This window comes from Paracoccus solventivorans (assembly GCF_900142875.1).
Classification (GTDB): Bacteria; Pseudomonadota; Alphaproteobacteria; order Rhodobacterales; family Rhodobacteraceae; genus Paracoccus; species Paracoccus solventivorans.
Genome location: NZ_FRCK01000010.1, coordinates 1 through 20,588, shown reverse-complemented (window position 1 = coordinate 20,588; position 20,588 = coordinate 1). Strand labels below are relative to the sequence as shown.

The following is a 20,588-nucleotide window of genomic DNA, read 5'->3' as shown; positions in this document are numbered from 1 at the left end:
TTATCTCATCAGTGCGGCCAGCCGTTCAGCCAGGTCGCGCCCTTTCTCCGTCGGGGTTAACAGGTATGCCCTCTGGTCGAGGGCATCCGGTATTTGCGTGATCAGGTCGAGTCCCTCGCGACGGTTGCCCTCTTCATCCATCAGGTAGGAGAGATTGGAGAGGGCTTTCACGTTCCGAGAGAGAGCCGACTTCTTAAGCTTGACCTTTCCGGTGAGGTCCCTGGCCCACATTCCGGGCTCGGCAAGGACGCTAAGTAAGATCGCCAGTTGCCCCAATTCCATGCGGGGATATTGTCGACGAACTTCCTCCACCACCCAGAAAAGACGGTGCATCGCCTCTTTCACTTTGTCACTGTCGTCAGCGCTCATTGGCGGGTCTTTCTATGTCTTGTGCTCTGCCCTTATTGGGATCCATTATGTACCTATATGGGGACTTTGTGTCCAGTCGCATGAGCTTGCGAGTCGCCTGTCTGGGGGGCTCTTGTGCAGGTTTGTTGGTAATTTCTTCCTTATGAAATAACCTCCGGGGCTGCGGCGGGTAGAAAACCCCCGCCCCGGCGGCGACGGATCGCCCCGGCTCAGTCGGGAACCAACATGTATCCCGCGCCCCGCACCGTCTGCAGGTAACGCGGCTCGCGCGGGTCCGGCTCGATCTTGCGGCGCAGGCGGGTGATCTGCACGTCGATGGCGCGTTCCGAGTTCTCGCCCACCTCGTCGGGGTCGCGGCCCAGCTCCTCGATCAGGGTGGGGCGGTCCACGGCCTCGCGCGGGGTCTGGGCCAGCCGGCGCATCAGCGCCTGTTCGGTGCCGGTCAGACGCACCGGGGCGTCGCCCTGCCACAATTCCCCCTTGGCGCTGTCGTAGCGTAGCGGGCCCAGCGACAGGAACTTGGGCCCCTGGCTGGTAACCGAGGGCATCCGCCGCAGGATCGCGGCGATCCGCAGCAGCAGCTCGCGCGGCTCGAAGGGCTTGGCCAGATAGTCGTCGGCCCCCGATTCCAGCCCGGTGATGCGGTCGTCGGTGTCGCCGCGCGCGGTCAGCAGCAGGATCGGGGTGTCGCCCTGCCGGCGCAGGGCGCGGGTCAGCTCCAGCCCGTCCTCGCCCGGCATCATCACGTCCAGCACGATCAGGTCGAATTCGAGCCCCGCCAGCAGCCGGCGGGCCTGTGCGGCGTCGCGGGCGGCGGTGACGAAATAGCCGTGGCGCACCAGAAACCGGCGCAGAAGCGAGCGGATGCGCTCGTCGTCGTCCACGATCAGCAGATGGGCCTCGGGGTGGGCGGGGGCGGCCCCGGCCGCCGCGTCGGAGGGCTGGTTCATTCGGCGGCCTCGGTGCGGCGTTCCGACGCGGGCACGGGGTCGGTTTCGGCCGTGCGATGCTGGTCGGGGGCGGGTTCGGACAGGGCGTGGAACCGCGCCAGCATCTCGGCGTCCATCATCGCCTCGAGCACCAGCCGGAACCCCTCGACCGCCTGCGGCCCGGCGGCATGATAGGCGGCGCGGACCCGGGCGCGCTGCGCCTGCGACAGGCGGCGTTCCAGCGCCGCGCCCTTGTCGGTCAGGCACAGCTGGCGCTCGCGCCGGTCGCGGCTGCCGACGCGGCTGTCGACCAGCCCGTCCTCGATCAGCGCCCGCAGCACCCGGTTCAGCGACTGCTTGGTCACCCCCAGCACCGCCAGCAGCGCCGTCACCGTCAGCCCCGGCTCCCGGTTGATGAAATGCAGGGTGCGGTGGTGGGCGCGGCCGTAGCCGATCTGGTCCAGGATCAGGTCGGGGTCCGAGGTGAAGGCGCGATAGGCGAAATACATCGCCTCGATCCCGCGCCGGACCTGCTCGTCGCTGGGGGCGGCAACGGGATGGGCGTCCGGGTCCGCGGTGGCGGCCGGGGCGTGGTCGTCAGGCGAACCCTGGTGGTGCATGGATTTTCCCTCTGCTGTCGCGCCAAGGATAGGACAGTGATGTTGACTTTCCAAGAAACAATCTCTAGCGCTGTCCAAGGCGCAACTTTTTGCCTGTGGGCCGGGGTTGTGCGAAACAATCGGAAAAACGGGGGTCCGAAAACCATCATGGCAGGCAGCTACGAAGACCGCGACGGCCGGATCTGGATGGATGGCGAGCTGATCGAGTGGCGTGACGCGCGCGTCCATATCCTTACCCACGCCCTGCATTATGCCAGCGCCGTGTTCGAGGGCGAACGCTGCTACGGCGGCAAGATCTTCAAGTCGCGCGAGCATTCCGAGCGGCTGCGCAAGTCCGGCGAGCTGCTGGACATGGAGATCCCCTATGGCGTCGACCAGATCGAGGCCGCCAAGCAGGAGTTCCTCGAGGCGAATGGTTTCACCGGCAAGGATGCCTATGTGCGGGTTCTGGCCTTCCGCGGCGCCGGGACGGACATGGGGGTTTCCGCGCGCAACAACCCGGTGCGGATGGCGGTGTCGGGCTGGGAATGGGGCAGCTATTACGGCGACGCGAAATGGCAGGGCGCCAAGATTGACATCGCCAAGTGGAAGCGTCCCAGCCCGGAAACCATCCCCGTGGCGGCCAAGGCGGCCGGGCTGTACATGATCTGCACCATGTCCAAGCACGCGGCCGAGGCCAAGGGCTGCTCGGATGCGCTGTTCATGGACTATCGCGGTTATGTGGCCGAGGCGACCGGGGCTAACGTCTTCTTCATCAAGGACGGCGAGGTCCACACCCCGCTGGCCGACGTGTTCCTGAACGGGCTGACCCGGCAGACGGTGATCCAGCGCTGCCGCGACCGCGGGCTGGTCGTCCACGAGCGCCACATCCTGCCCGAAGAGGTCGAGAGCTTCCAGGAATGTTTCCTGACCGGCTCGGCCGCCGAGGTGACCCCGGTCGCCCAAATCGGCAGCGACTGGCATTTCCAGGTCGGCCAGACCACCCGCGACATCGCCAGGGATTACGAAGAGCTGGTGCGGTCGTAAGCGCTGCCGGAGCGGGGGCCAGCCCCCGCACCCCCGGGATATTTCCGGACAGAAGATGAGGCCACGCCGTGCCACGGGCGGCATTGCGGGGACGGGGCGGGCGCGTTAAAGCCCGCCCATGCTGGACAATCGCCCCCCCCTGCCGCCCGAAATCGCCCGCCGCCGGACCTTCGCGATCATCGCGCACCCCGACGCCGGCAAGACCACGCTGACCGAAAAGTTCCTGCTGTTCGGCGGCGCCATCCAGATGGCCGGGCAGGTGCGCGCCAAGGGCGAGGCGCGGCGCACGCGGTCCGACTTCATGAAGATGGAGCAGGACCGCGGGATTTCGGTGTCCGCCTCGGCCATGTCCTTCGATTTCGGGCCCTATCGGTTCAATCTGGTCGACACCCCCGGCCACAGCGATTTTTCCGAGGATACCTATCGCACCCTGACCGCCGTGGACGCCGCGATCATGGTGATCGACGGCGCCAAGGGGGTGGAAAGCCAGACCCGCAAGCTGTTCGAGGTCTGCCGGATGCGCGACCTGCCGATCCTGACCTTCTGCAACAAGATGGACCGCGACTCGCGCGACACCTTCGAGATCATCGACGAGATCCAGGAGAATCTGGCCATCGACGTGGCGCCGGCCAGCTGGCCGATCGGGTCGGGGCGCGATTTCATCGGCTGCTACGACCTGCTGCACGACCGGCTGGAGCTGATGGACCGCGCCGACCGCAACCGGGTGGCGGAATCGGTGCGGCTGAGCGGGCTGGACGACCCCAAGCTGGCCGAGCACATCCCCCCCGCGCAGCTGGAAAAACTGCGCGAGGATATCGAGATGGCGCGCGAGCTGCTGCCCCGTTTCGACCGCAAGTCGTTCCTGGAAGGGCACATGACCCCGATCTGGTTCGGCAGCGCCATCAACAGCTTCGGCGTGCGCGAGCTGATGGAGGGGATCGGCGAGTTCGGCCCGCAGCCGCAGCCGCAGACCGCCGCCGAGCGCCAGGTTTCCCCCGAGGAGGACAAGGTCGCCGGCTTCGTCTTCAAGGTTCAGGCCAACATGGACCCCAAGCACCGCGACCGGGTGGCGTTCGTGCGGATGGCCTCGGGCCATTTCCAGCGCGGGATGAAGCTTTTGCACGTGCGTTCGAAAAAGCCGATGGCGGTGACGAACCCGGTTCTGTTCCTGGCCGCCGACCGCGAATTGGCCGAAGAGGCCTGGGCCGGCGACATCATCGGTATTCCCAACCACGGGCAATTGCGCATCGGCGATGCGCTGACCGAGGGCGAGGCGCTGCGTTTCACCGGCATCCCGTCATTTGCGCCGGAATTGCTGCAGAACGTCCGCGCGGGCGACCCGATGAAGGCCAAGCATCTGGAAAAGGCGCTGATGCAATTCGCCGAGGAAGGCGCGGCCAAGGTATTCCGCCCGATGATCGGTTCCGGCTTCATCGTCGGCGTGGTGGGCGCGCTGCAATTCGACGTGCTCGCCAGCCGGATCGAGCAGGAATACGGCCTGCCTGTGCGCTTCGAGCCCTCGCAGTTCACCAGCGCCCGCTGGTTGTCGGGGCCCAGGGAGAAGGTCGAAGGCTTTGCGCAGACCAACAAGCAGCACATGGCCACCGACAACGACGGCGACCTGGTCTATCTGACCCGGCTGCAATGGGATATCGACCGCGTGGTGCGCGATCATCCCGAGCTGAAGCTGACGGCGACGAAAGAGATGATGGTGTGAAGGTTCCCCAATATGTGGGCGTATGTCGCCTTTGACGGGGCCTGAGTGTTGGTCTGCTGTCCGACGGTCGAGGGCGCGCGAAGCCTTGGCCCGTCATTCGCTTACTGCGTCACATCGACCCATTTTGCCCGGGTGACTTCGGCAAGTCGCTCGGTGCCGATCCGAACGGCGGCGTTCGGTGCACCGGCTGCAGGGAACACCTCCTCGAAGGCTCGGAGAGAGACGTCGCAATACACCTCCAGCGGCTGCGCCAGACCAAAGGGGCAGACGCCCCCCACCGGATGCCCCGTAATCTCCAGGACCTCCGAAGCAGGCAGCATCTTTGCCTTGGTTCCGAACTGATCCTTGTATTTGCGATTGTCGAGCCGCGCATCACCGCGTGTGACGAGCAGGACGACGCGGTCACCCACCCGCAGCGACAACGTCTTGGCGATCTGCCCATCGGTCACGCCAAGCGCATCCGCAGCCTCGCGCACTGTAGCGGTGCTGGCATTGTTCTCCAGCACTTCAAGATCGGAGGCGTGTTCGGCAAAGAATGCCCGGACGGATGTGATGCTCATGGACCGACTGCCCGTTCCTGTTGTTTTGCGGCCACCCTTAACCAAGCCGGGGCTCAAAGTTAAGGTATGCCTCTCTGGGCAATGCGATGACGAATGTCGGCGCTGTCCCGCAACGCGGTCAATGTTGCAGCGCGGCCCTCAAGCCGCGCCGCGTGCAATTCATCCCACCGTCAGATCCATCGTCACCTCGGCGTTCAGCAGCTTGCTGACCGGGCAGCCGGTCTTGGCGGTCTCGGCGGCCTGGCGGATCGCTGCCTCGTCGCCATCGCCCGAGATGCGGGTGGTCAGGTGCGCCTTGGTGATGGTGAAGCCGTCGCCCTCCTTTTCGATGGTCACGGCGGACGAGCTTTCGATGCTTGCGTTGCGCACCCCGGCTTTTTCAAGCTGCCCGGACAGGGCCATGCTGAAACAGGCGGCGTGGGCGGCGCCGATCAGTTCCTCGGGGTTGGTGCCCTTGTCGCCCTCGAAGCGCATGGAAAAGCCGTAGGGCTGCGCCGACAGCGCGCCCGATTCGGTCGAGACCTCGCCCTTGCCGTCCTTGATCCCGCCCTGCCATTTCGCCGAGCCTGTCCTGGTGATCGCCATGGTTGCCTCCTGATGTTGCGCTGGTGCCGAACGCCCGATCCGTGGCGGGGGTTCAATGCGGGACAGGAGAGCGGTCGGGCGCGGAGATTGCAAGGGCAGGCCGGGGCGCTGCCCCGGACCCCGGGGTATTTGCACCAGAAAGAAGCAGCCGAGGGCTCAGCCCGCCGCGCCGCCCAGCCGTTGCCATTCGGCGATGGCGAAACGGTCGGTCATGCCGGCGACGTAGTCCAGCACCACGCGGGCGCGGGCGGTGCGGTCGGGGGCGGAGAGCGCCTCGAGCCGCCAGTCCTCGGGCATCAGCGTGGGGTCGTCCAGCATGGCGGGGAAGATCACGTTCAGCATTGCGGTGACCTGGGCGCGCTCCTCCATCACCGGGGGGGCGCGGTACATGCGGGTGAACAGGAACTGCCGGATTTCCTTCAATTCGGCGAACAGCGGCTCGGAAAAGCGGATCACCGGGCGGTCCAATGCCCGGATGTCCTCGGCCGAGCGGGGCGCGGTGTCCGCAAGCCGGGCGCGGGCGACGGCGATCACATCCTCGACCATGGTGCCGAAAATGCGCCGCAGCGCCTCGTGTTCGCGGCGCGAGGGGTCGAGCCCGGGGTGCAGCCGGTCCACCCGCGCAAACGCCGGGCCGATCAGCGGCAGCTCCATCAGGTCGGCGGCGGTGAACAGGCCGGATCGCAGCCCGTCGTGCAGGTCGTGGTGATTATAGGCCACGTCGTCGGCGACGGCGGCCACCTGCGCCTCGGCGCTGGCGTGGGTGGACAGGCGCAGGTCCCAGTCGGCATTCACCTGTGCCAGCGCCCAGGGCCATGGCGGCGCCACCGGGCCGTTGTGCTTGGCGATGCCCTCCAGCGTTTCCCAGGTCAGGTTCAGCCCGTCGAAGCCGGCATAGTGGCGTTCCAGTTTCGTGACGATCCGCAGCGCCTGCGCGTTGTGGTCGAAGCCGCCATAAGGGGCCATCAGCGCCGCCAGCGCGTCCTCGCCGGTATGGCCGAAGGGCGGGTGGCCCAGATCGTGGGCCAGCGCCACCGCCTCGGCCAGGTCGGTGTTCAGCCCCAGCGCGCCGGCGATGGTACGGGCGACCTGCGCCACCTCGATCGTGTGGGTCAGGCGGGTGCGGAAATAATCGCCGCGATAGGCGTCGCCCTCTTGCTCCACGAACACCTGCGTCTTGTGCTTGAGCCGGCGGAACGCGGAGGAGTGGATGATGCGGTCGCGGTCGCGCTGCCACGGGCTGCGAAAGGTGGACAGTTCCTCGGCATGCAGCCGGCCGAGGCTTTCGGCGGGCTGGCAGGCATAGGGGGCGGGCGCTTGCGTCATGCGGCGGTTTCCTTGCGGCAGGGCGCCTGCGACCCTATAGTCTGGGCAATGTCCACGAAACGGGAACGCCCCATGAACCTGCCCCCCACGGTCACGCCCCGCGCCTTCGCGCGCCTGGCCGAGATCAATGCAGGCGGGCCGGGACCGGCGTTGCGCGTCGCGGTGCTGGGCGGCGGCTGTTCCGGTTTCCAGTACGACATCCGCATGGACGAACCCGCCGCCGACGATCTGGTGCTCGAGGCCGAGGGCCAGCGCGTTGTCGTCGACCCGGTGTCGCTGCCGTTCCTGGCCGGCGCCACCATCGACTGGGCGGACGAGCTGATCGGGTCCCGCTTCACCATCGAAAACCCGAACGCCAGCTCGTCCTGCGGCTGCGGCACCTCGTTCTCGATGTGATGCTCTGATGTTTCTGGAAATCCTGCTGATCGTTGCCCTGACCATCGTGAACGGGCTGTTGGCGATGTCGGAACTGGCGGTGGTCTCGGCCCGGCCGGCGCGGCTGGCCAGCATGGCCGAAAAGGGCGATCGCGGCGCACAGGCGGCGCTGGCGCTGCTGGAACAGCCGGGCAAGTTCCTGTCGGCGGTACAGATCGGGATCACGCTGGTGGGCGTGCTGCTGGGCGCGGTGTCCGGGGCGACGCTGGGCCTGCGGGCGGGCGCGGCGCTGGCGGCGGCGGGGGTGCCCTACGGTCTGGCGCAGACGCTGGGGGTGTTCCTGGTCGTGGCCGCGATCACCGCGCTGTCGGTGATCATCGGCGAGCTGGTGCCCAAGCAGATCGCCATGTCCAACCCCGAACGGATCGCCGCGCGGGTGGCGCCCTCGATGACGCTGCTGGGGCGGATCGGGACGCCGCTGGTCTGGCTGCTGGACAATGCCGCCCGGCTGGTGCTGCGGCTGGCCGGCGTCGGCGACAGCTCGGACCGCGCCATCACCGACGAAGAGGTGCGCATGACCATCGCCGAGGCCGCGCAGGCCGGCGTGCTGATGGAGGGCGAGCGCGGCATGATCGCCGGGGTGATGCGGGTGGCCGACCGCTCGGCCGCGGCGATGATGACGCCCCGCCGCGATGTCGAGATGATCGACATTTCCGACCCGCCCGAGGTGGTGATGGCCAAGATCCGCGCCGCGCGGTTTTCGCGGCTGCCGGTGACGGACGGCTCGGACGACGACATCCTGGGGGTGGTGGCGCTGCGCGACCTGATCGGGGTGGACGAACCCGACCTGCGCAGCCTGATCCGCGAGGCGCCGACCGTCCTGGACGCCGCCGACGCGCTGTCGGTGATCGAGGTGATGCGGGCCACGCCCTCGCGCATGGTGCTGGTCTATGACGAATACGGGCATTTCCAGGGCATCATCACCGCCATGGACCTGCTGGAGGCGATCACCGGCGATTTCGCCGACGCCGAGGGGGACGAGCCCGACATGGTGCGCCGCCCCGACGGGTCCTGGCTGGTCGCCGGCAGCGAAAGCGCCGACGAATTCGCCGGCGAGACCGGGTTCCCGCTGCCCGAGGGCGATTTCAACACCGTGGCCGGGATGGTGCTGGCGATCCTGAACCGGATCCCGCGCACCGGCGATATCTTTTCCCATCAGGGCTGGACGATCGAGGTTGCGGACATGGACGCGATGCGCATCGACCGGCTGATCGTGACCGCACCGCCGGCTGAATAGGCGCGTGCAGGACCGGGGCTCTGCCCCGGACCCCGGGATATTTGGGGCGAGATGAAAGAGCCGGGGGGCTCATGCTCTGGGGCTGCCCTCGTCCCCGCCGCCCTGGTCCGTTTCCTCGTCCGCGCGGATGACGCTCAGCCGCCCGTCGCTTTCGACATAGGCGCTTTTCACCTGGGCGATGTCGTCGATGCCGTTCAGCCGCAGGTGGCTGCGCAGCTCTTCCGCGGTCAGCAGCTCGCGGCGCAGGTTGCGCGGGATCGCCTGCCCGTCGCGGATGATCTGGATCGGCGCGTGCTCGACCAGCCGCATGAAGCCGGGCGAGGCGAAGCTGAGCCGGTTGGTCAGGTAGTTCAGCGCCATCAGCGTGACGATCTGCACCGCCCCGTCCGGCAGGGAATCGAAATCCCCCAGCGAATGCGAGGCGGATTCGGTGACCAGCAGCAGGAACACCAGATCCATCGGCGCCAGCTCGCCCCCGGTGCGGCGCGGCAGGATGCGAAACAGCGCCATGAACAGCACGAACAGCAGCGCGCCGCGCAGGATCAGCTCAAGGATCGGGGTCTGAAGCTCGAACATCTTTTGCTCCGCATGGCCTGCGGATCAATCCGCCGTAGGGGCGGCGGTTCCCAGCCGCTTGCCCCGGCGCCGCCCCCGCCCTAGGGTCGCCGGCATGAAAATCGCCAGTTTCAACGTCAACGGCATCAAGGCGCGGCTGCATCAGCTGACCGCCTGGCTGGCCGAGGCGCAGCCCGATGTCGCGGTGCTGCAAGAGATCAAGACCGTCGACGAGGGGTTCCCGACCGAGATCGTCGAGGATCTGGGCTGGCGGGTCTGGGCCCACGGCCAGAAAAGCTGGAACGGCGTCGCAGTGCTGTCGCGCCTGCCGGTCGAGGAGATCCGCCGCGGCCTGCCCGGCGACGACGGCGACGAACAGGCCCGCTGGATCGAGGCGGTGGTGGTGGGCCAGCGCCACGCCGTCACCGTGGCCGGGCTGTATCTGCCCAACGGCAACCCGGCGCCGGGGCCGAAATACGACTACAAGCTGGCCTGGATGGAGCGGATGCGCCTGCGTGCCGCCGAACTGCTGGCGATCGAGGTGCCGGTGGTGATGCTGGGCGACTACAACGTGATCCCCGAGCCGCGCGATGCCGCGCGCCCGGAGAGTTGGGTGGATGACGCGCTGTTCCTGCCGCAGTCGCGGGCCGCGTTCCGGCGCATCCTGCATCAGGGCTGGACCGACGCGCTCCGCCTCTCTGATCCTCATGGCAGCCGCGGCCCCTTCACCTTCTGGGACTATCAGCGCCAGTCCTGGGAACGCGACAACGGCATCCGCATCGACCACGCGCTGCTGTCGCCGCAGGCCGCCGATCTGATGCGCGGCGCGGGCGTGGACCGCGACCAGCGCAGCCGGGAAAAGCCCAGCGATCACGTGCCGGTCTGGATCGAGCTTGACGCCTGACTGCGCTGCCCCGAGCGGGGGTTTTCCACCCCCGCACCCCCGGAGGGTATTTGTGCCAGAAAGAAACCTCGGGCCCTCTGCCATCTTCCTTGCACAAATATCCTCGGGGCTGGCTCACTGGAAACGGTCCGCTGGACCGTTTCCAGTGAGCCAGGGGCAAAGCCCGAACGCGCCGCAGGCGGCGGGGCGGATAGCCCCCTGCGGCACGAGTGAAGCTTCGCTCTTGCGAGGATAAGCGGCGCGGGCTTAGGGTGCCGGCCCATGGATCAGCCCGCCGAACTGTCGATCGTCGAAATCACCCCCTCGGCCCCCGTCGCGGCCTTGGTGCACGGCTGGCGGGCGAAATGCCTGCAACGGCTGGTCCGCATGGATCTGCCGGTGCCGCGCAGCTTTGCGATTCCCGCCTCGGCCGTGCGCGCCATCGCCGCCGGCCGCCCCCTGCCCGCGGCCGAGCTGGAACGGCTGATCGCCGGGACGCGGGGGCTGGTGGGGGTGCGACCCTCGGCGATGGACCCGGAATGGGGCGGGCCGGGAACGGTGCTGAACGTCGGCATGAACGCCGCCCGCCACGCCGAGCTGGCGCAGTCGCTGGGGGTCGAGGCCGCCGATGCGCTCTATCGCGGCTTTGTGCAGGCCTATGCGATCCATGTGGCGCGGCTGGACCCCGACATGTTCAGCGACCCCGATGCGACGCTGGCCGACACGCTGGACAGTTTCCAACACGAGACCGACGAGGATTTCCCCCAGGACCCCGCCCGCCAGCTGGTCGAGGTGCTGCGGTCCATGGCCCGCGCGTGGGAGGGGCCGACCGCGCGGCTCTTGCGTCAGGCCAAGGGCGCGCCGGCGGATGCGCCGCTGGGGCTGGTGGTGCAGGAAATGGCGCTGGCGCTGGGGCCGGGGGTCACCGGCTCGGGCTCGATCCAGTTCATCGACAGCCTGACCGGCGCGCCGCGCATCACCGGGCGCTTTCGCGGCCAGACCCAGGGCAGCGCTAGGCGCAGCGATGCCGAGACGATCTATCTGACCCGCGACCCCCGCGGCCTGTCGCTTGAGGAGGCGGCCCCGGCGGTGTTCGCCGATCTGGTCCGCTTCGGCGTCGCCGCGCGCGAGCGGCTCAAGGAAGAGATGCAGATCGAGTTCGTGGTCGCCGACGGGCATCTGTCGATCATCGACGCGATCAGGGTGCAGCGGTCGTCGCGGGCGGCGGTGCGCATCGCGGTCGGACTGGCGCGCGACGGGATCATCCCGCCCGAACAGGCGCTGATGCGGGTGCAGCCACGGGCGCTGACCGATCTGCTGCACCACCAGGTCGACCCGCGCGCGCCGCGCGACATCGTCACCCGCGGGATGCCCGCCAGCCCCGGCGCCGCCACCGGCCGCATCGCCTTTTCCGCCGCCGCCGCGCAGGCCGCCGCCGCGCGGGGCGAGGCCTGCGTGCTGGTCCGGCGCGAGACCCTGCCCGAGGATATCCGGGGGATGCACGCCTCGGTCGCGGTGCTGACCGAACGCGGCGGCATGTCCAGCCACGCCGCGGTGATCGCGCGCGGGCTGGGGCTGCCCTGCATCGTCGGCGCCTCGGGGATCGCCATCGACCCGCGGGCGCGGGTGATGCGCGCCGGCGACCGGCTGTTCCGCGAGGGCGAGGAGATCACCGTCGACGGCACCTCGGGCGAGGTTCTGGCTGGCGCCGCCGCGATGCTGGAACCGGCGCTGGACGAAAGCTTCAACCAGCTGCTCGACTGGGCGGATGCGGCGCGCAGCATGAAGGTGCGCGGCAATGCCGACACCCCCGAGGATGCCCGCACCGCCCGCATGTTCGGCGCGCAGGGCATCGGGCTGGTGCGCACCGAGCACATGTTCTTCGACGACGAGCGCCTGCCGGCCATGCGCGAGATGATCTTTGCCGACCGGGCCGAGGATCGCCGCCTGTCGCTGGACCGCCTGCTGCCGATGCAGCGCGCCGATTTCACCGCGCTGTTCCGCATCATGGACGGCTATCCGGTCACCATCCGCCTGTTCGATCCGCCGCTGCACGAGTTCCTGCCCCACGACCGCGAGGGGATGCGCGAGCTGGCCGAATCGCTGGACCTGCCGCTGTCGGACGTGGTGCGCCGGGTCGAGGCGCTGGCCGAATACAACCCGATGCTGGGGATGCGCGGGGTGCGGCTGGGCATCACCGTCCCGGAAATCTACGAGATGCAGGCCCGCGCCATCTTCGAGGCCGCCGTCGAGGTCGGCCGCAGCGGCCAGGGCGTGGTCCCCGAGATCATGATCCCGCTGGTCAGCGCCATGCGCGAGGTCGAGCTGGTCCGCCACCGGGTCGAGGGCATCGCCGCCGCCGTCCGCGCCGAGACCCGGACCGAGTTCGACTATCGGCTGGGGGTCATGGTGGAAACCCCGCGCGCCGCGCTGCGGGCGGGCGACATCGCCGAGCATTGCGCGTTTCTGTCCTTTGGCACCAACGACCTGACCCAGATGACCTATGGACTGTCGCGCGACGACGCCGCGCGCTTCATGGGCAGCTATGTGGGGCAGGGGGTCTATGCCGAGGACCCGTTCCACATCCTCGACCGCGAGGGGGTGGGCGAACTGGTGCTGATCGGCACCGGGCGGGCGCGCGCGCACCGGCCCGGGATCACCGTCGCCATGTGCGGCGAACACGCGGGCAACCCCGAATCCATCGCCTTTTGCCAGCGCGCCGGGCTGGATTACGTCAGCTGCTCGCCCTTCCGGGTGCCGGTGGCGCGTCTGGCCGCCGCGCAAGAGGCGATCCGGCAGCGGCTGGCCGAATCGGTGGGGCCGGAATCGGGGCTCGAATCGGGGGCGGGGCCGGACGACTGGTTCGGACCGGGTATGAAGATCCGCTGAACGGGGCCGAAACCTGCCGAAGCGCGGTTTTCCGGTCGGCGGAAATCTGCCCGGAACGCGCGATTCCGGCCCGGTTCCGGCGCTCACGGTTTCTTTGACTGGTGCCGGGCGGGTCTGCGAGCGCATCTCCTGCCTCGCGGATCGGTGCCTGGGCATCCGGGCCGCGAGCAACGGAAAAACGAGACCCTCATGAGCAAGCTGCTGAAAAGGCTGGCGCACGTCGGTGTGTGTGTCGCGCTGGCCCTTCCGGTCCTTCCTGCCGGAGCCATGGCGCAAAAGACCCGCACTGTCACCGGCGGGCCCGAGCGGCTGATCCAGGCAAGGGCCGATGCAGCCATTCCCGGCGCCACCCTGCAATGCCTGACCGAGGCGCTGTATTTCGAGGCGCGGGGCGAACCCGTGTCCGGCCAGCGCGCCGTGGCCGAGGTGATCCTGAACCGCGTCGATCATCCGGCCTTCCCCAATTCGGTCTGCGGCGTGGTCAACCAGCGCGGCCAGTTCAGCTACAAGGGCGGCAGCCTGCGGATGCGCGAACGCGCCGCCGCGATGCGGGCGGAAAAGATCGCGCTCGAGGCGCTGTCGGGCGCGCCGCGCAGCCTGACCGGGGGCGCCACCTATTTCCACACCACCTATGTCAAGCCGTCCTGGGCCAAGCGCTTTACCCGCACCACCCGGATCGGCAGCCATATCTTTTACCGCCGCGGCGGCGGGCAGCGGGTGGCCTCGAACTAAGGTTTCCCGCAGCGCGGAAGCGACGTCACGGCCCTGCCCTTGCGGCGGGGCCGCGTTCGTTCCAAGGAAGCGGCATGGACCAGCCCGACCGCATCCACCTGCGCGACTACATCGTCTCGGCCGAGATCGGCGCGTTCCAGAGCGAGCGCGGCCAGCAGCAGCGGCTGCGCTTTGCCATCGAGGTGGCGCTGGCGCGGCCGGTGGCGGGCGTCGACGACCATGTGGACCGTATCCTGTCCTATGATGTGCTGACCGGGGCGGTGGCCGACGGGCTGGCCGACCGGCGCTATGACCTGCTGGAGACGCTGGCCGAACGCATCGCCGCGCAGGTGCTGGCGCAGCCCCTGGCGGCCGAGGTGACGGTCAGCATCGAAAAGCTTGACCGGGTGCCGGGGGCGCTGGGGGTGACGCTGACCCGCCGCGCCGGGCGGGTGCAGGCCACGGCCAGCGCCGCGCGCCCGGCGCTGCTGGTCATGGGGCGGCGGGTCGAAAGCCTGCCCGCGGGGGCGCTGGTGGTGATCCCCGCCGCGCCGCTGCTGCCGCTGCCGCAGGGCGCCAATGCGCGGCGCATCGCGCTGCTGGCGCTGGATCAGGCCGCCTGGGCATTGGCGGGCGATCTCGGACTGACCGTCGCCGACAGCCGCACGGAACTCGACTGGGCGGCCGCGAACGGGATTGCGGTGGTCTGGGCGCCGGCGCGGATGGTGGCGGACAGCGACCTGCCGGCCGAGCCGGCGGCGCTGGCGCTGTGGCTGGCCGAGCGGCTGGACGCGACCCTCATCGACTGGGCGCTGCCTGCGGGCGAGTCCCTGCCTGCCGCGGCGGCGGGTTTCCGCATTCCCTCGGCGCTTCTGCCCGGGTGATGCTTGCAGCGCGGGCGGCGGGGCGGCAATAGGACCGCAACCCGGCCGCCCTGGCCCCTTTCGCCGACGAAGCTCCATCCATGCCCAGCCCCGGACCCGCCCGCGACTATTTCCGCCCCTTGCCCGATCCGCAGGGCCGCTGGCGGCTGGCGGGCGGCTGGGTGCGGTTTTCGGCCTTCGAACAGCTGTCGCGCGGCGCGCCCCCCCGCATCGTCCCCAAGGCCCCGCCCGAGGTGATCGCCGCGCTGACCGCCCCGCGCCCGCCGGTGGCCGGGCTGGCGGTGGACCGCCCGCAGCTGATGGGCATCGTCAACGTGACCCCGGACAGTTTTTCGGACGGCGGGCGCTGGAACGCCGATGGCGGTCTCGCCCATGCGCAGGCGCTGCTGGAGGCGGGCGCGGACTTGCTGGACATCGGCGGGGAATCGACGCGCCCCGGCGCACGCGCGGTTGAGGTCGCCGACGAGATCGCCCGCACCACCCCCGCGATCGCCGGTTTTGCGGGGCGGGTTCCGGTTTCCGTCGACACCCGCAAGGCCGCCGTGGCCCGCGCCGGGGTGGCGGCCGGGGCGGTGATGGTGAACGATGTCTCGGGCTTTGACTTCGACCCTGCGATGGCCTCGGCGGTGGCCGACACCGGCGTGGCGGTCTGCCTGATGCACGCGCAGGGCGTGCCCGAGACGATGCAGGACGATCCGCGCTATGACGACGTGCTGCTGGATGTCTATGACGCGCTTGCGGCCCGCGTCGCGCGGGCCGAGGCCGCGGGCATCCCTCGCCACCGCATCGTGGTCGACCCCGGCATCGGCTTCGGCAAGACCTTGCAGCATAATCTTGAAATCCTGCGCCGGATCTCGCTTTATCATGGGCTTGGCGTGCCGCTGCTGCTGGGCGCCTCGCGCAAGAGCTTCATCGGGACGCTGGGCGGCGGGGTAGGGGCCTCGGGGCGCGATCCCGGCAGCCTGGCGGTGACGCTGGCGGCGGTGGCGCAGGGGGTGCAGATCCATCGGGTCCACGATGTGGCCGGGACCAGGCAGGGGCTGGCGCTGTGGCAGGCGGTAACGGGAACAGGGGAACCATGAGCAGAAAGCTTTTCGGCACCGACGGGGTGCGCGGCCGGGCCAACACCCATCCGATGACCGCCGAGATGGCGCTGCGGCTGGGCGCCGCCGCCGGGCGCTGGTTCCGCCGCGATGGCCGCAACCGCCACCGGGTGGTGATCGGCAAGGACACCCGGCTGTCGGGCTACATGCTGGAAAATGCGCTGACGGCGGGGCTGACCTCGACCGGGATGAACGTGCTGCTGCTGGGGCCGGTGCCGACCCCGGCGGTGGGGTTCCTGACCCGCTCGATGCGGGCGGATCTGGGGATCATGATCTCTGCCAGCCACAACCCGGCCGAGGACAACGGCATCAAGTTCTTTGGCCCCGACGGCTTCAAGCTGTCCGACGAGGCCGAGGCCGAGATCGAGGCGATCCTGGCCGGCGATATCGCCCTGGCGCAGCCCGCCCATATCGGCCGTGCCCGGCGGATCGAGGACGGCCGCGGCCGCTATGTCGAATACGCCAAGACCACATTCCCGGCCGGGCAGCGGCTGGACGGGCTCAAGGTGGTGATCGACTGCGCCAATGGCGCCGCCTATCGCGCCGCCCCCGACGTGCTGTGGGAGCTGGGCGCCGAGGTGATCCCGCTGGGTGTCGAGCCGGACGGGTTCAATATCAACGCCGGCGTGGGCTCGACCCACCCCGAGGCCGCGGCGGCGGCCGTGCGCGAACATGGCGCGCATCTGGGCATCAGCCTGGACGGCGACGCTGACCGGGTGATGATCGTCGACGAACAGGGGCAGGTGGCGGACGGCGACCAGCTGATGGCGCTGCTGGCCTCGCGCTGGGCCGATGCCGGGCGGCTGCGCGGCGGCGCGCTGGTCGCGACGGTAATGTCGAACCTGGGGCTGGAGCGGTTCCTGACCGGTCGCGGTCTGCGGCTGGAACGCACCGCCGTGGGCGACCGCTATGTGGTCGAGCGGATGCGCGGCGCGGGCTACAACCTTGGTGGCGAGCAGTCGGGCCATATCGTGATGACCGATTACGCCACCACCGGCGACGGGCTGATCGCGGGGCTGCAGGTGCTGGCGGCGCTGGCCGACAGCGGTGCTGCGGCCAGCGAGTTGCTGCGCCAGTTCATCCCGGTGCCGCAGATGCTGAAGAACGTGCGCTATGCCGCCGGCGCCGACCCGCTGTCGGCCGAGGCGGTGCGCGCCGAGATCGCAGCCGCCGAGGCGCGTCTGGCGCAATCGGGCCGGGTGCTGATCCGCAAATCCGGCACCGAGCCGCTGATCCGGGTCATGGCCGAGGCCGAGGACGAGGCGGTTCTGCGCGAGGTGGTGGACGGCATCGTCGCCGCGGTGGAAAAGGCGGCGGCGTAAGGGGGGCGCTGCCCCCGTCGCTGCGCGCCTCCCCCGGGATATTTGTGACCGCCCGAACCCTGCGAGGTCAGGCTGTCGGGTCGTGGTCGTAGACCCAGGCGAAACGCTCGAACGCCGTGCGGGGGGCTAGGCGGTTCGCCAGCCGCAGGGCCGCGTGAGCCGCGACGCGCTTGGGGCCCGAGAGGTGGTAGTTGCGGGCGTTCGCGGTGGCGGCGGCGACGATGCGGGTGCAACGGGGCTGGCGCAGCTGCTGATAGCGGGACAGCGCGCGCGGTTGGTCGGGATCGGCGTCGAGGCAGGCGGCGAGGGTCCAGGCATCCTCGATCGCCATGCAGGCCCCTTGCGCAAGGAACGGCAGGGTGGGGTGGGCGGCGTCGCCCAGGATCGCCATGCGCCCGTCCTGCCAGCGCGCCGCGACTTGGTGGCGGAACAGGCCCCAGAGGCCGGTTTCGGTCACGCGGTCCAGCCAGCCTTGGACCGGGCCGCCAAACCCCGCAAAGGCGCGGCGCAGGTTGGCGGGGTCGTCGGTCTGCGACCAGCGTTCCTCGGTCCAGTTGTCGCGTTCCAGCACCGCCACCAGATTGCGTTGTCCGAAGCCCAGCGGATAGCTGACCAGATGCCGGCCGCTGCCCATGAAGACGCGGGTCAGCGGCTGCTGGTCGTCGTCCTGGATGATCGCGCGCCAGGCGGTCTGGCCGGTGAAGAACGGGGTCTCGGTCCCGTTCAGCGCCCGCCGCACCCGGCTGTGCAGCCCGTCGGCGCCGATCAGCAGCGCCGCTTCCGGCAGCGAGTCGACATGGGTGTTCAGGCGGATCTCGACGCCATGGTCGCGGGCGGCGGTGTCCAGCAGCTCGACCAGCCGGGCGCGGTGGATGGTGCGGAAAGACGCCTGCGGGCGCCAGCGGGCAAAGTCGAGATGCAGCACCAGCGCGCCGCGCTGGTCGCGCAGTTCGACCCCGTGCGAGGCCTGTGAGGCCGCCTGAAACGGCGCGGCCAGCCCCAGCGCCTCCAGCACCCGCCCGGCATTGGGGCTGACCTGGATGCCCGCGCCGACCTCGCGCCGCGCGCCCGCGCGTTCCAGCACCGTGACCCGCGCCCCGCGGCGGGCCAGCGCCAGCGCCGCGGTCAGCCCGCCGATGCCACCGCCGATGATGGTCGCCTGTTGCCCCTGCAGCGCCCCGGTCATCGGTGTTCGGCACCGGCCATGGCGCGGAACTGCGCCAGCTGCTGCCCGTCGACCCCCGCCGCAGCCAGCACCGCGGCGGCAAAGCTGACCGGGGCGGTGCCGGCGGCGGTGATGATGCCGGCGTCCGCCACGGCCTGCGGCTGGTCGCGGTAATCCGCGGCCCCGGCGTAATCCGGCAGGGACTGGCGCAGGAAGTCGAGGCTGTTCGAGGTATGCGCCCGCCCCGCCAGCAGCCCGGCCCGACCCAGCGCCAGCGTCCCGGCGCAGATCCCGGCGACGGTCTGGCCGCGCCCATGCGCCGCCTGCAGCATCGCGGACAGGTCGGGGGCATCGGGGCGGGTCCAGCCGTTGCTGCCGCACAGCACGATCACCTCGTCCCCCTGCACCGCGATATCCGGCAGGCCGGTGACCCGCAGCCCGCCCATCGAGGTCACCTCGCCGCCGCCCGGCGTGGCATGGCGCACCGAAATCCCGTAGAAATCACTGCCCACCGCCGAGATCATCGGGGTTTCCCAGTCGGCAAACCCGTCGAGCAGCACGATCAGCACCGGCTGTGTCGTCGCTTCGTCCATAGCGTCCTCCCTTTCCCCAGATGGGCCGGAGGCGTGCGTCAGTCGTCGCGGTGCACGCGCTCGCGGCGTTCGTGTTTTTCCTGCGCTTCCAGCGTCATCGTTGCGATCGGGCGGGCATCCAGCCGCTTGAGGCTGATCGGCTCGCCGGTCATCTCGCAATAGCCGAACTCGCCGGTGTCGATCCGGCGCAGCGCCGCGTCGATCTTGCTGACCAGCTTGCGCTGGCGGTCGCGGGTGCGCAGCTCGATGGCGCGGTCGGTTTCCTCGGATGCGCGGTCGGCGATGTCGGGGACGTTGCGGGCGCTGTCCTGCAGCCCCTCCAGCGTCTCGGCCGACTGGGCCAGCAGTTCCTGTTTCCAGGCCAGCAGCTTGCGACGGAAATACTCCAGCTGGCGATCGTTCATGAAGGGCTCGTCCTCGGCGGGACGGTATTCATCGGGAAGGAAAGTCTGGCGCTTCATGGGTCCTCCGGCGAGGCCCGGGACAGGTCGCTGCCCGGTCCTTTCGGCGTCCACTTAAAGGATGAGCCGGGGGAAGGAAATAGCCGCCGTCCCCGCGCAAGGGGCAACTTGCCGTGCGCCCGCGCCCGGCCTAGTGTCCGCCGGCGCCAGACCCGCCCCCGCGCCCGCCGCAGAAGGATCCGCCGATGCAGTTCAGTTCGACCGAAACCTATGTCGCCTCGCCCGATCTGGCGCTGGCGGTGAATGCCGCGGTGACGCTGGAACGGCCGCTGCTGGTCAAGGGCGAGCCCGGCACCGGCAAGACCGAGCTTGCCCGGCAGGTCGCCGCCAGCCTGGGGCTGCCGATCATCGAGTGGAACGTGAAATCCACCACCCGCGCACAGCAGGGGCTTTACGAATACGATGCCGTCAGCCGCCTGCGCGACAGCCAGCTGGGCGAGGCGCGGGTCCACGACATCGCCAACTATATCCGCAAGGGCAAGCTGTGGCAGGCCTTCGAGGCCGACGGCAAGGTGGTGCTGCTGATCGACGAGATCGACAAGGCCGACATCGAGTTCCCGAACGACCTGCTGCAGGAACTCGACCGGATGGAGTTCCACGTCTACGAAACCGGCGAGACCATCATGGCACGCCACCGCCCGGTGGTCATCATCACCTCGAACAACGAAAAAGAGCTGCCGGACGCCTTCCTGCGCCGCTGCTTCTTCCACTACATCCGCTTCCCCGACGCCGAGACGCTGAAGCGGATCGTGGCGGTGCATCACCCGGGACTCAAGCCGCGGCTGCTGGACGAGGCGCTGACCCAGTTCCTCGAGCTGCGCGAGGCGCCGGGGCTGAAGAAGAAACCCTCGACCAGCGAGTTCCTCGACTGGCTCAAGCTGATCCTGGCCGAGGATCTGTCGCCCGAGGATCTCAAGCGCCCGGCCGGAGAGATGCTGCCCAGGCTGCACGGGGCGCTGCTGAAGAACGAACAGGACGTGGCGCTGTTCGAGCGGCTGGCCTTCATGGCGCGGCGGCAGCGCTAGGCTGCGGACTCATAATTCCGCATCCAGAGCCTTGAGCATGCCATGAGGGCGGCGGCGAGGTAGTTTTGCGCTGTCTTTTCATATCTGGTGGCGATCTATCGGAACTGCTTGAGCTTGGAGAAGAACCTCTCCACGAGGTTGCGCTGGCGGTAGAGGACCGGATCGACCTGCCGCTGCACCTTGCGGTCGCGTT

21 protein-coding genes and 1 pseudogene are annotated in these 20,588 nt (G+C 69.3%); 11 read left to right on the top strand and 11 right to left on the bottom strand.

The genetic code is table 11. The features are described 5' to 3' along the window. From BUB57_RS13440 to BUB57_RS13430, 3 genes are all read right to left on the bottom strand, one after another. A complete protein-coding gene (locus BUB57_RS13440) occupies window positions 1–369 on the bottom strand; it encodes a MarR family winged helix-turn-helix transcriptional regulator (RefSeq protein WP_073067902.1) in 369 nt (122 codons plus the stop codon). Window positions 370–578: 209 nt separating this feature from the next. Next, on the bottom strand, window positions 579–1,319 hold the full coding sequence (locus BUB57_RS13435; protein ID WP_073067900.1) for a response regulator: 741 nt from the start codon (window positions 1,317–1,319) through the stop codon (window positions 579–581). Continuing rightward, window positions 1,316–1,918 (bottom strand): MarR family winged helix-turn-helix transcriptional regulator, encoded by a 603-nt coding sequence (locus BUB57_RS13430; protein WP_084732155.1) that lies wholly within the window; start codon window positions 1,916–1,918, stop codon window positions 1,316–1,318. Before BUB57_RS13430 ends, BUB57_RS13435 begins: the two co-directional genes overlap by 4 nt. 147 nt (window positions 1,919–2,065) lie before the next feature. Here BUB57_RS13430 and BUB57_RS13425 point away from each other — a divergent pair, with 147 nt between their 5' ends. Both BUB57_RS13425 and BUB57_RS13420 read left to right on the top strand, forming a co-directional pair. Then, complete coding sequence (locus BUB57_RS13425; RefSeq protein ID WP_073067898.1) at window positions 2,066–2,944, top strand: branched-chain amino acid aminotransferase; 879 nt, start codon at window positions 2,066–2,068, stop codon at window positions 2,942–2,944. A gap of 118 nt (window positions 2,945–3,062) precedes the next feature. Further along, window positions 3,063–4,661 carry a peptide chain release factor 3 gene (locus tag BUB57_RS13420; RefSeq protein WP_073067896.1) on the top strand — a complete coding sequence of 533 codons (1,599 nt, stop codon included), beginning with the start codon at window positions 3,063–3,065 and terminating at the stop codon, window positions 4,659–4,661. Window positions 4,662–4,762: 101 nt separating this feature from the next. Here the strand turns inward: BUB57_RS13420 and BUB57_RS13415 are convergent, their stop codons facing one another. The 3 genes from BUB57_RS13415 to BUB57_RS13405 all read right to left on the bottom strand — a co-directional run bounded on the left by BUB57_RS13415 (window position 4,763) and on the right by BUB57_RS13405 (window position 7,132). After that, on the bottom strand, window positions 4,763–5,221 hold the full coding sequence (locus BUB57_RS13415) for a YbaK/EbsC family protein (RefSeq protein ID WP_073067895.1): 459 nt from the start codon (window positions 5,219–5,221) through the stop codon (window positions 4,763–4,765). Between the two features lie 159 nt (window positions 5,222–5,380). Continuing rightward, window positions 5,381–5,806 (bottom strand): OsmC family protein, encoded by a 426-nt coding sequence (locus tag BUB57_RS13410; RefSeq protein WP_073067893.1) that lies wholly within the window; start codon window positions 5,804–5,806, stop codon window positions 5,381–5,383. Window positions 5,807–5,962: 156 nt separating this feature from the next. After that, window positions 5,963–7,132 (bottom strand): deoxyguanosinetriphosphate triphosphohydrolase, encoded by a 1,170-nt coding sequence (locus BUB57_RS13405; RefSeq protein ID WP_073067891.1) that lies wholly within the window; start codon window positions 7,130–7,132, stop codon window positions 5,963–5,965. A 72-nt stretch (window positions 7,133–7,204) separates the two neighbouring features. Between BUB57_RS13405 and BUB57_RS13400 the strand changes: the two genes are divergently transcribed. Further along, window positions 7,205–7,528, top strand: coding sequence for a HesB/IscA family protein (locus BUB57_RS13400; RefSeq protein ID WP_073067889.1), 324 nt, complete (start codon window positions 7,205–7,207; stop codon window positions 7,526–7,528). 7 nt (window positions 7,529–7,535) lie between these two features. Beyond that, entirely contained in the window at window positions 7,536–8,804 is a 1,269-nt protein-coding gene (locus BUB57_RS13395; protein ID WP_073067887.1) for a hemolysin family protein, read from the top strand. Window positions 8,805–8,873: 69 nt separating this feature from the next. Here BUB57_RS13395 and BUB57_RS13390 read toward each other — a convergent pair whose 3' ends face one another. Beyond that, window positions 8,874–9,380 carry a DUF421 domain-containing protein gene (locus BUB57_RS13390; RefSeq protein ID WP_073067885.1) on the bottom strand — a complete coding sequence of 169 codons (507 nt, stop codon included), beginning with the start codon at window positions 9,378–9,380 and terminating at the stop codon, window positions 8,874–8,876. A 94-nt stretch (window positions 9,381–9,474) separates the two neighbouring features. Between BUB57_RS13390 and xth the strand changes: the two genes are divergently transcribed. The 6 genes from xth (at window position 9,475) to glmM (ending at window position 17,151) form a co-directional block, all read left to right on the top strand. After that, window positions 9,475–10,263: an exodeoxyribonuclease III gene (xth, locus tag BUB57_RS13385; protein ID WP_073067883.1), complete on the top strand. Its 789-nt coding sequence runs from the start codon at window positions 9,475–9,477 to the stop codon at window positions 10,261–10,263. A gap of 261 nt (window positions 10,264–10,524) precedes the next feature. Further along, entirely contained in the window at window positions 10,525–13,131 is a 2,607-nt protein-coding gene (locus BUB57_RS13380) for a putative PEP-binding protein (protein WP_073067881.1), read from the top strand. 267 nt (window positions 13,132–13,398) lie between these two features. Beyond that, entirely contained in the window at window positions 13,399–13,863 is a 465-nt protein-coding gene (locus tag BUB57_RS13375) for a cell wall hydrolase (protein WP_327082968.1), read from the top strand. A gap of 74 nt (window positions 13,864–13,937) precedes the next feature. Next, a complete protein-coding gene (locus tag BUB57_RS13370) occupies window positions 13,938–14,726 on the top strand; it encodes a dihydroneopterin aldolase (protein ID WP_073067876.1) in 789 nt (262 codons plus the stop codon). Window positions 14,727–14,806: 80 nt separating this feature from the next. Next, a complete protein-coding gene (gene folP / locus BUB57_RS13365; protein ID WP_073067874.1) occupies window positions 14,807–15,808 on the top strand; it encodes a dihydropteroate synthase in 1,002 nt (333 codons plus the stop codon). Next, entirely contained in the window at window positions 15,805–17,151 is a 1,347-nt protein-coding gene (gene glmM, locus BUB57_RS13360) for a phosphoglucosamine mutase (protein ID WP_073067871.1), read from the top strand. Before folP ends, glmM begins: the two co-directional genes overlap by 4 nt. Window positions 17,152–17,218: 67 nt before the next feature. Here the strand turns inward: glmM and BUB57_RS13355 are convergent, their stop codons facing one another. Genes BUB57_RS13355 through dksA form a run of 3 tightly spaced genes read right to left on the bottom strand, consistent with a single transcriptional unit; the run spans window position 17,219 to window position 19,370 of the window. Then, window positions 17,219–18,337: an FAD-dependent monooxygenase gene (locus tag BUB57_RS13355; protein WP_073067869.1), complete on the bottom strand. Its 1,119-nt coding sequence runs from the start codon at window positions 18,335–18,337 to the stop codon at window positions 17,219–17,221. Beyond that, a complete protein-coding gene (locus BUB57_RS13350; RefSeq protein WP_073067867.1) occupies window positions 18,334–18,909 on the bottom strand; it encodes a DJ-1/PfpI family protein in 576 nt (191 codons plus the stop codon). Before BUB57_RS13350 ends, BUB57_RS13355 begins: the two co-directional genes overlap by 4 nt. 38 nt (window positions 18,910–18,947) lie before the next feature. Continuing rightward, window positions 18,948–19,370: an RNA polymerase-binding protein DksA gene (gene dksA, locus BUB57_RS13345; protein WP_073067865.1), complete on the bottom strand. Its 423-nt coding sequence runs from the start codon at window positions 19,368–19,370 to the stop codon at window positions 18,948–18,950. A 185-nt stretch (window positions 19,371–19,555) separates the two neighbouring features. Between dksA and BUB57_RS13340 the strand changes: the two genes are divergently transcribed. Then, window positions 19,556–20,395, top strand: coding sequence for an AAA family ATPase (locus tag BUB57_RS13340; protein WP_073067857.1), 840 nt, complete (start codon window positions 19,556–19,558; stop codon window positions 20,393–20,395). On the opposite strand, the pseudogene BUB57_RS17155 reads toward BUB57_RS13340, so the two are convergent. Continuing rightward, window positions 20,392–20,588, bottom strand: a pseudogene (locus BUB57_RS17155) (transposase); the annotation flags it as partial. The gene BUB57_RS13340 and the pseudogene BUB57_RS17155 sit on opposite strands and share 4 nt — an antisense overlap.

Coding starts and splice junctions, on each gene's coding strand:
- BUB57_RS13440 (WP_073067902.1), bottom strand. CDS start 369: ATGAGCGCTGACGACAGTGACAAAGTGAAAGAGGCGATGCACCGTCTT.
- BUB57_RS13435 (WP_073067900.1), bottom strand. CDS start 1,319: ATGAACCAGCCCTCCGACGCGGCGGCCGGGGCCGCCCCCGCCCACCCC.
- BUB57_RS13430 (WP_084732155.1), bottom strand. CDS start 1,918: ATGCACCACCAGGGTTCGCCTGACGACCACGCCCCGGCCGCCACCGCG.
- BUB57_RS13425 (WP_073067898.1), top strand. CDS start 2,066: ATGGCAGGCAGCTACGAAGACCGCGACGGCCGGATCTGGATGGATGGC.
- BUB57_RS13420 (WP_073067896.1), top strand. CDS start 3,063: ATGCTGGACAATCGCCCCCCCCTGCCGCCCGAAATCGCCCGCCGCCGG.
- BUB57_RS13415 (WP_073067895.1), bottom strand. CDS start 5,221: ATGAGCATCACATCCGTCCGGGCATTCTTTGCCGAACACGCCTCCGAT.
- BUB57_RS13410 (WP_073067893.1), bottom strand. CDS start 5,806: ATGGCGATCACCAGGACAGGCTCGGCGAAATGGCAGGGCGGGATCAAG.
- BUB57_RS13405 (WP_073067891.1), bottom strand. CDS start 7,132: ATGACGCAAGCGCCCGCCCCCTATGCCTGCCAGCCCGCCGAAAGCCTC.
- BUB57_RS13400 (WP_073067889.1), top strand. CDS start 7,205: ATGAACCTGCCCCCCACGGTCACGCCCCGCGCCTTCGCGCGCCTGGCC.
- BUB57_RS13395 (WP_073067887.1), top strand. CDS start 7,536: ATGTTTCTGGAAATCCTGCTGATCGTTGCCCTGACCATCGTGAACGGG.
- BUB57_RS13390 (WP_073067885.1), bottom strand. CDS start 9,380: ATGTTCGAGCTTCAGACCCCGATCCTTGAGCTGATCCTGCGCGGCGCG.
- xth (WP_073067883.1), top strand. CDS start 9,475: ATGAAAATCGCCAGTTTCAACGTCAACGGCATCAAGGCGCGGCTGCAT.
- BUB57_RS13380 (WP_073067881.1), top strand. CDS start 10,525: ATGGATCAGCCCGCCGAACTGTCGATCGTCGAAATCACCCCCTCGGCC.
- BUB57_RS13375 (WP_327082968.1), top strand. CDS start 13,399: ATGGCGCAAAAGACCCGCACTGTCACCGGCGGGCCCGAGCGGCTGATC.
- BUB57_RS13370 (WP_073067876.1), top strand. CDS start 13,938: ATGGACCAGCCCGACCGCATCCACCTGCGCGACTACATCGTCTCGGCC.
- folP (WP_073067874.1), top strand. CDS start 14,807: ATGCCCAGCCCCGGACCCGCCCGCGACTATTTCCGCCCCTTGCCCGAT.
- glmM (WP_073067871.1), top strand. CDS start 15,805: ATGAGCAGAAAGCTTTTCGGCACCGACGGGGTGCGCGGCCGGGCCAAC.
- BUB57_RS13355 (WP_073067869.1), bottom strand. CDS start 18,337: ATGACCGGGGCGCTGCAGGGGCAACAGGCGACCATCATCGGCGGTGGC.
- BUB57_RS13350 (WP_073067867.1), bottom strand. CDS start 18,909: ATGGACGAAGCGACGACACAGCCGGTGCTGATCGTGCTGCTCGACGGG.
- dksA (WP_073067865.1), bottom strand. CDS start 19,370: ATGAAGCGCCAGACTTTCCTTCCCGATGAATACCGTCCCGCCGAGGAC.
- BUB57_RS13340 (WP_073067857.1), top strand. CDS start 19,556: ATGCAGTTCAGTTCGACCGAAACCTATGTCGCCTCGCCCGATCTGGCG.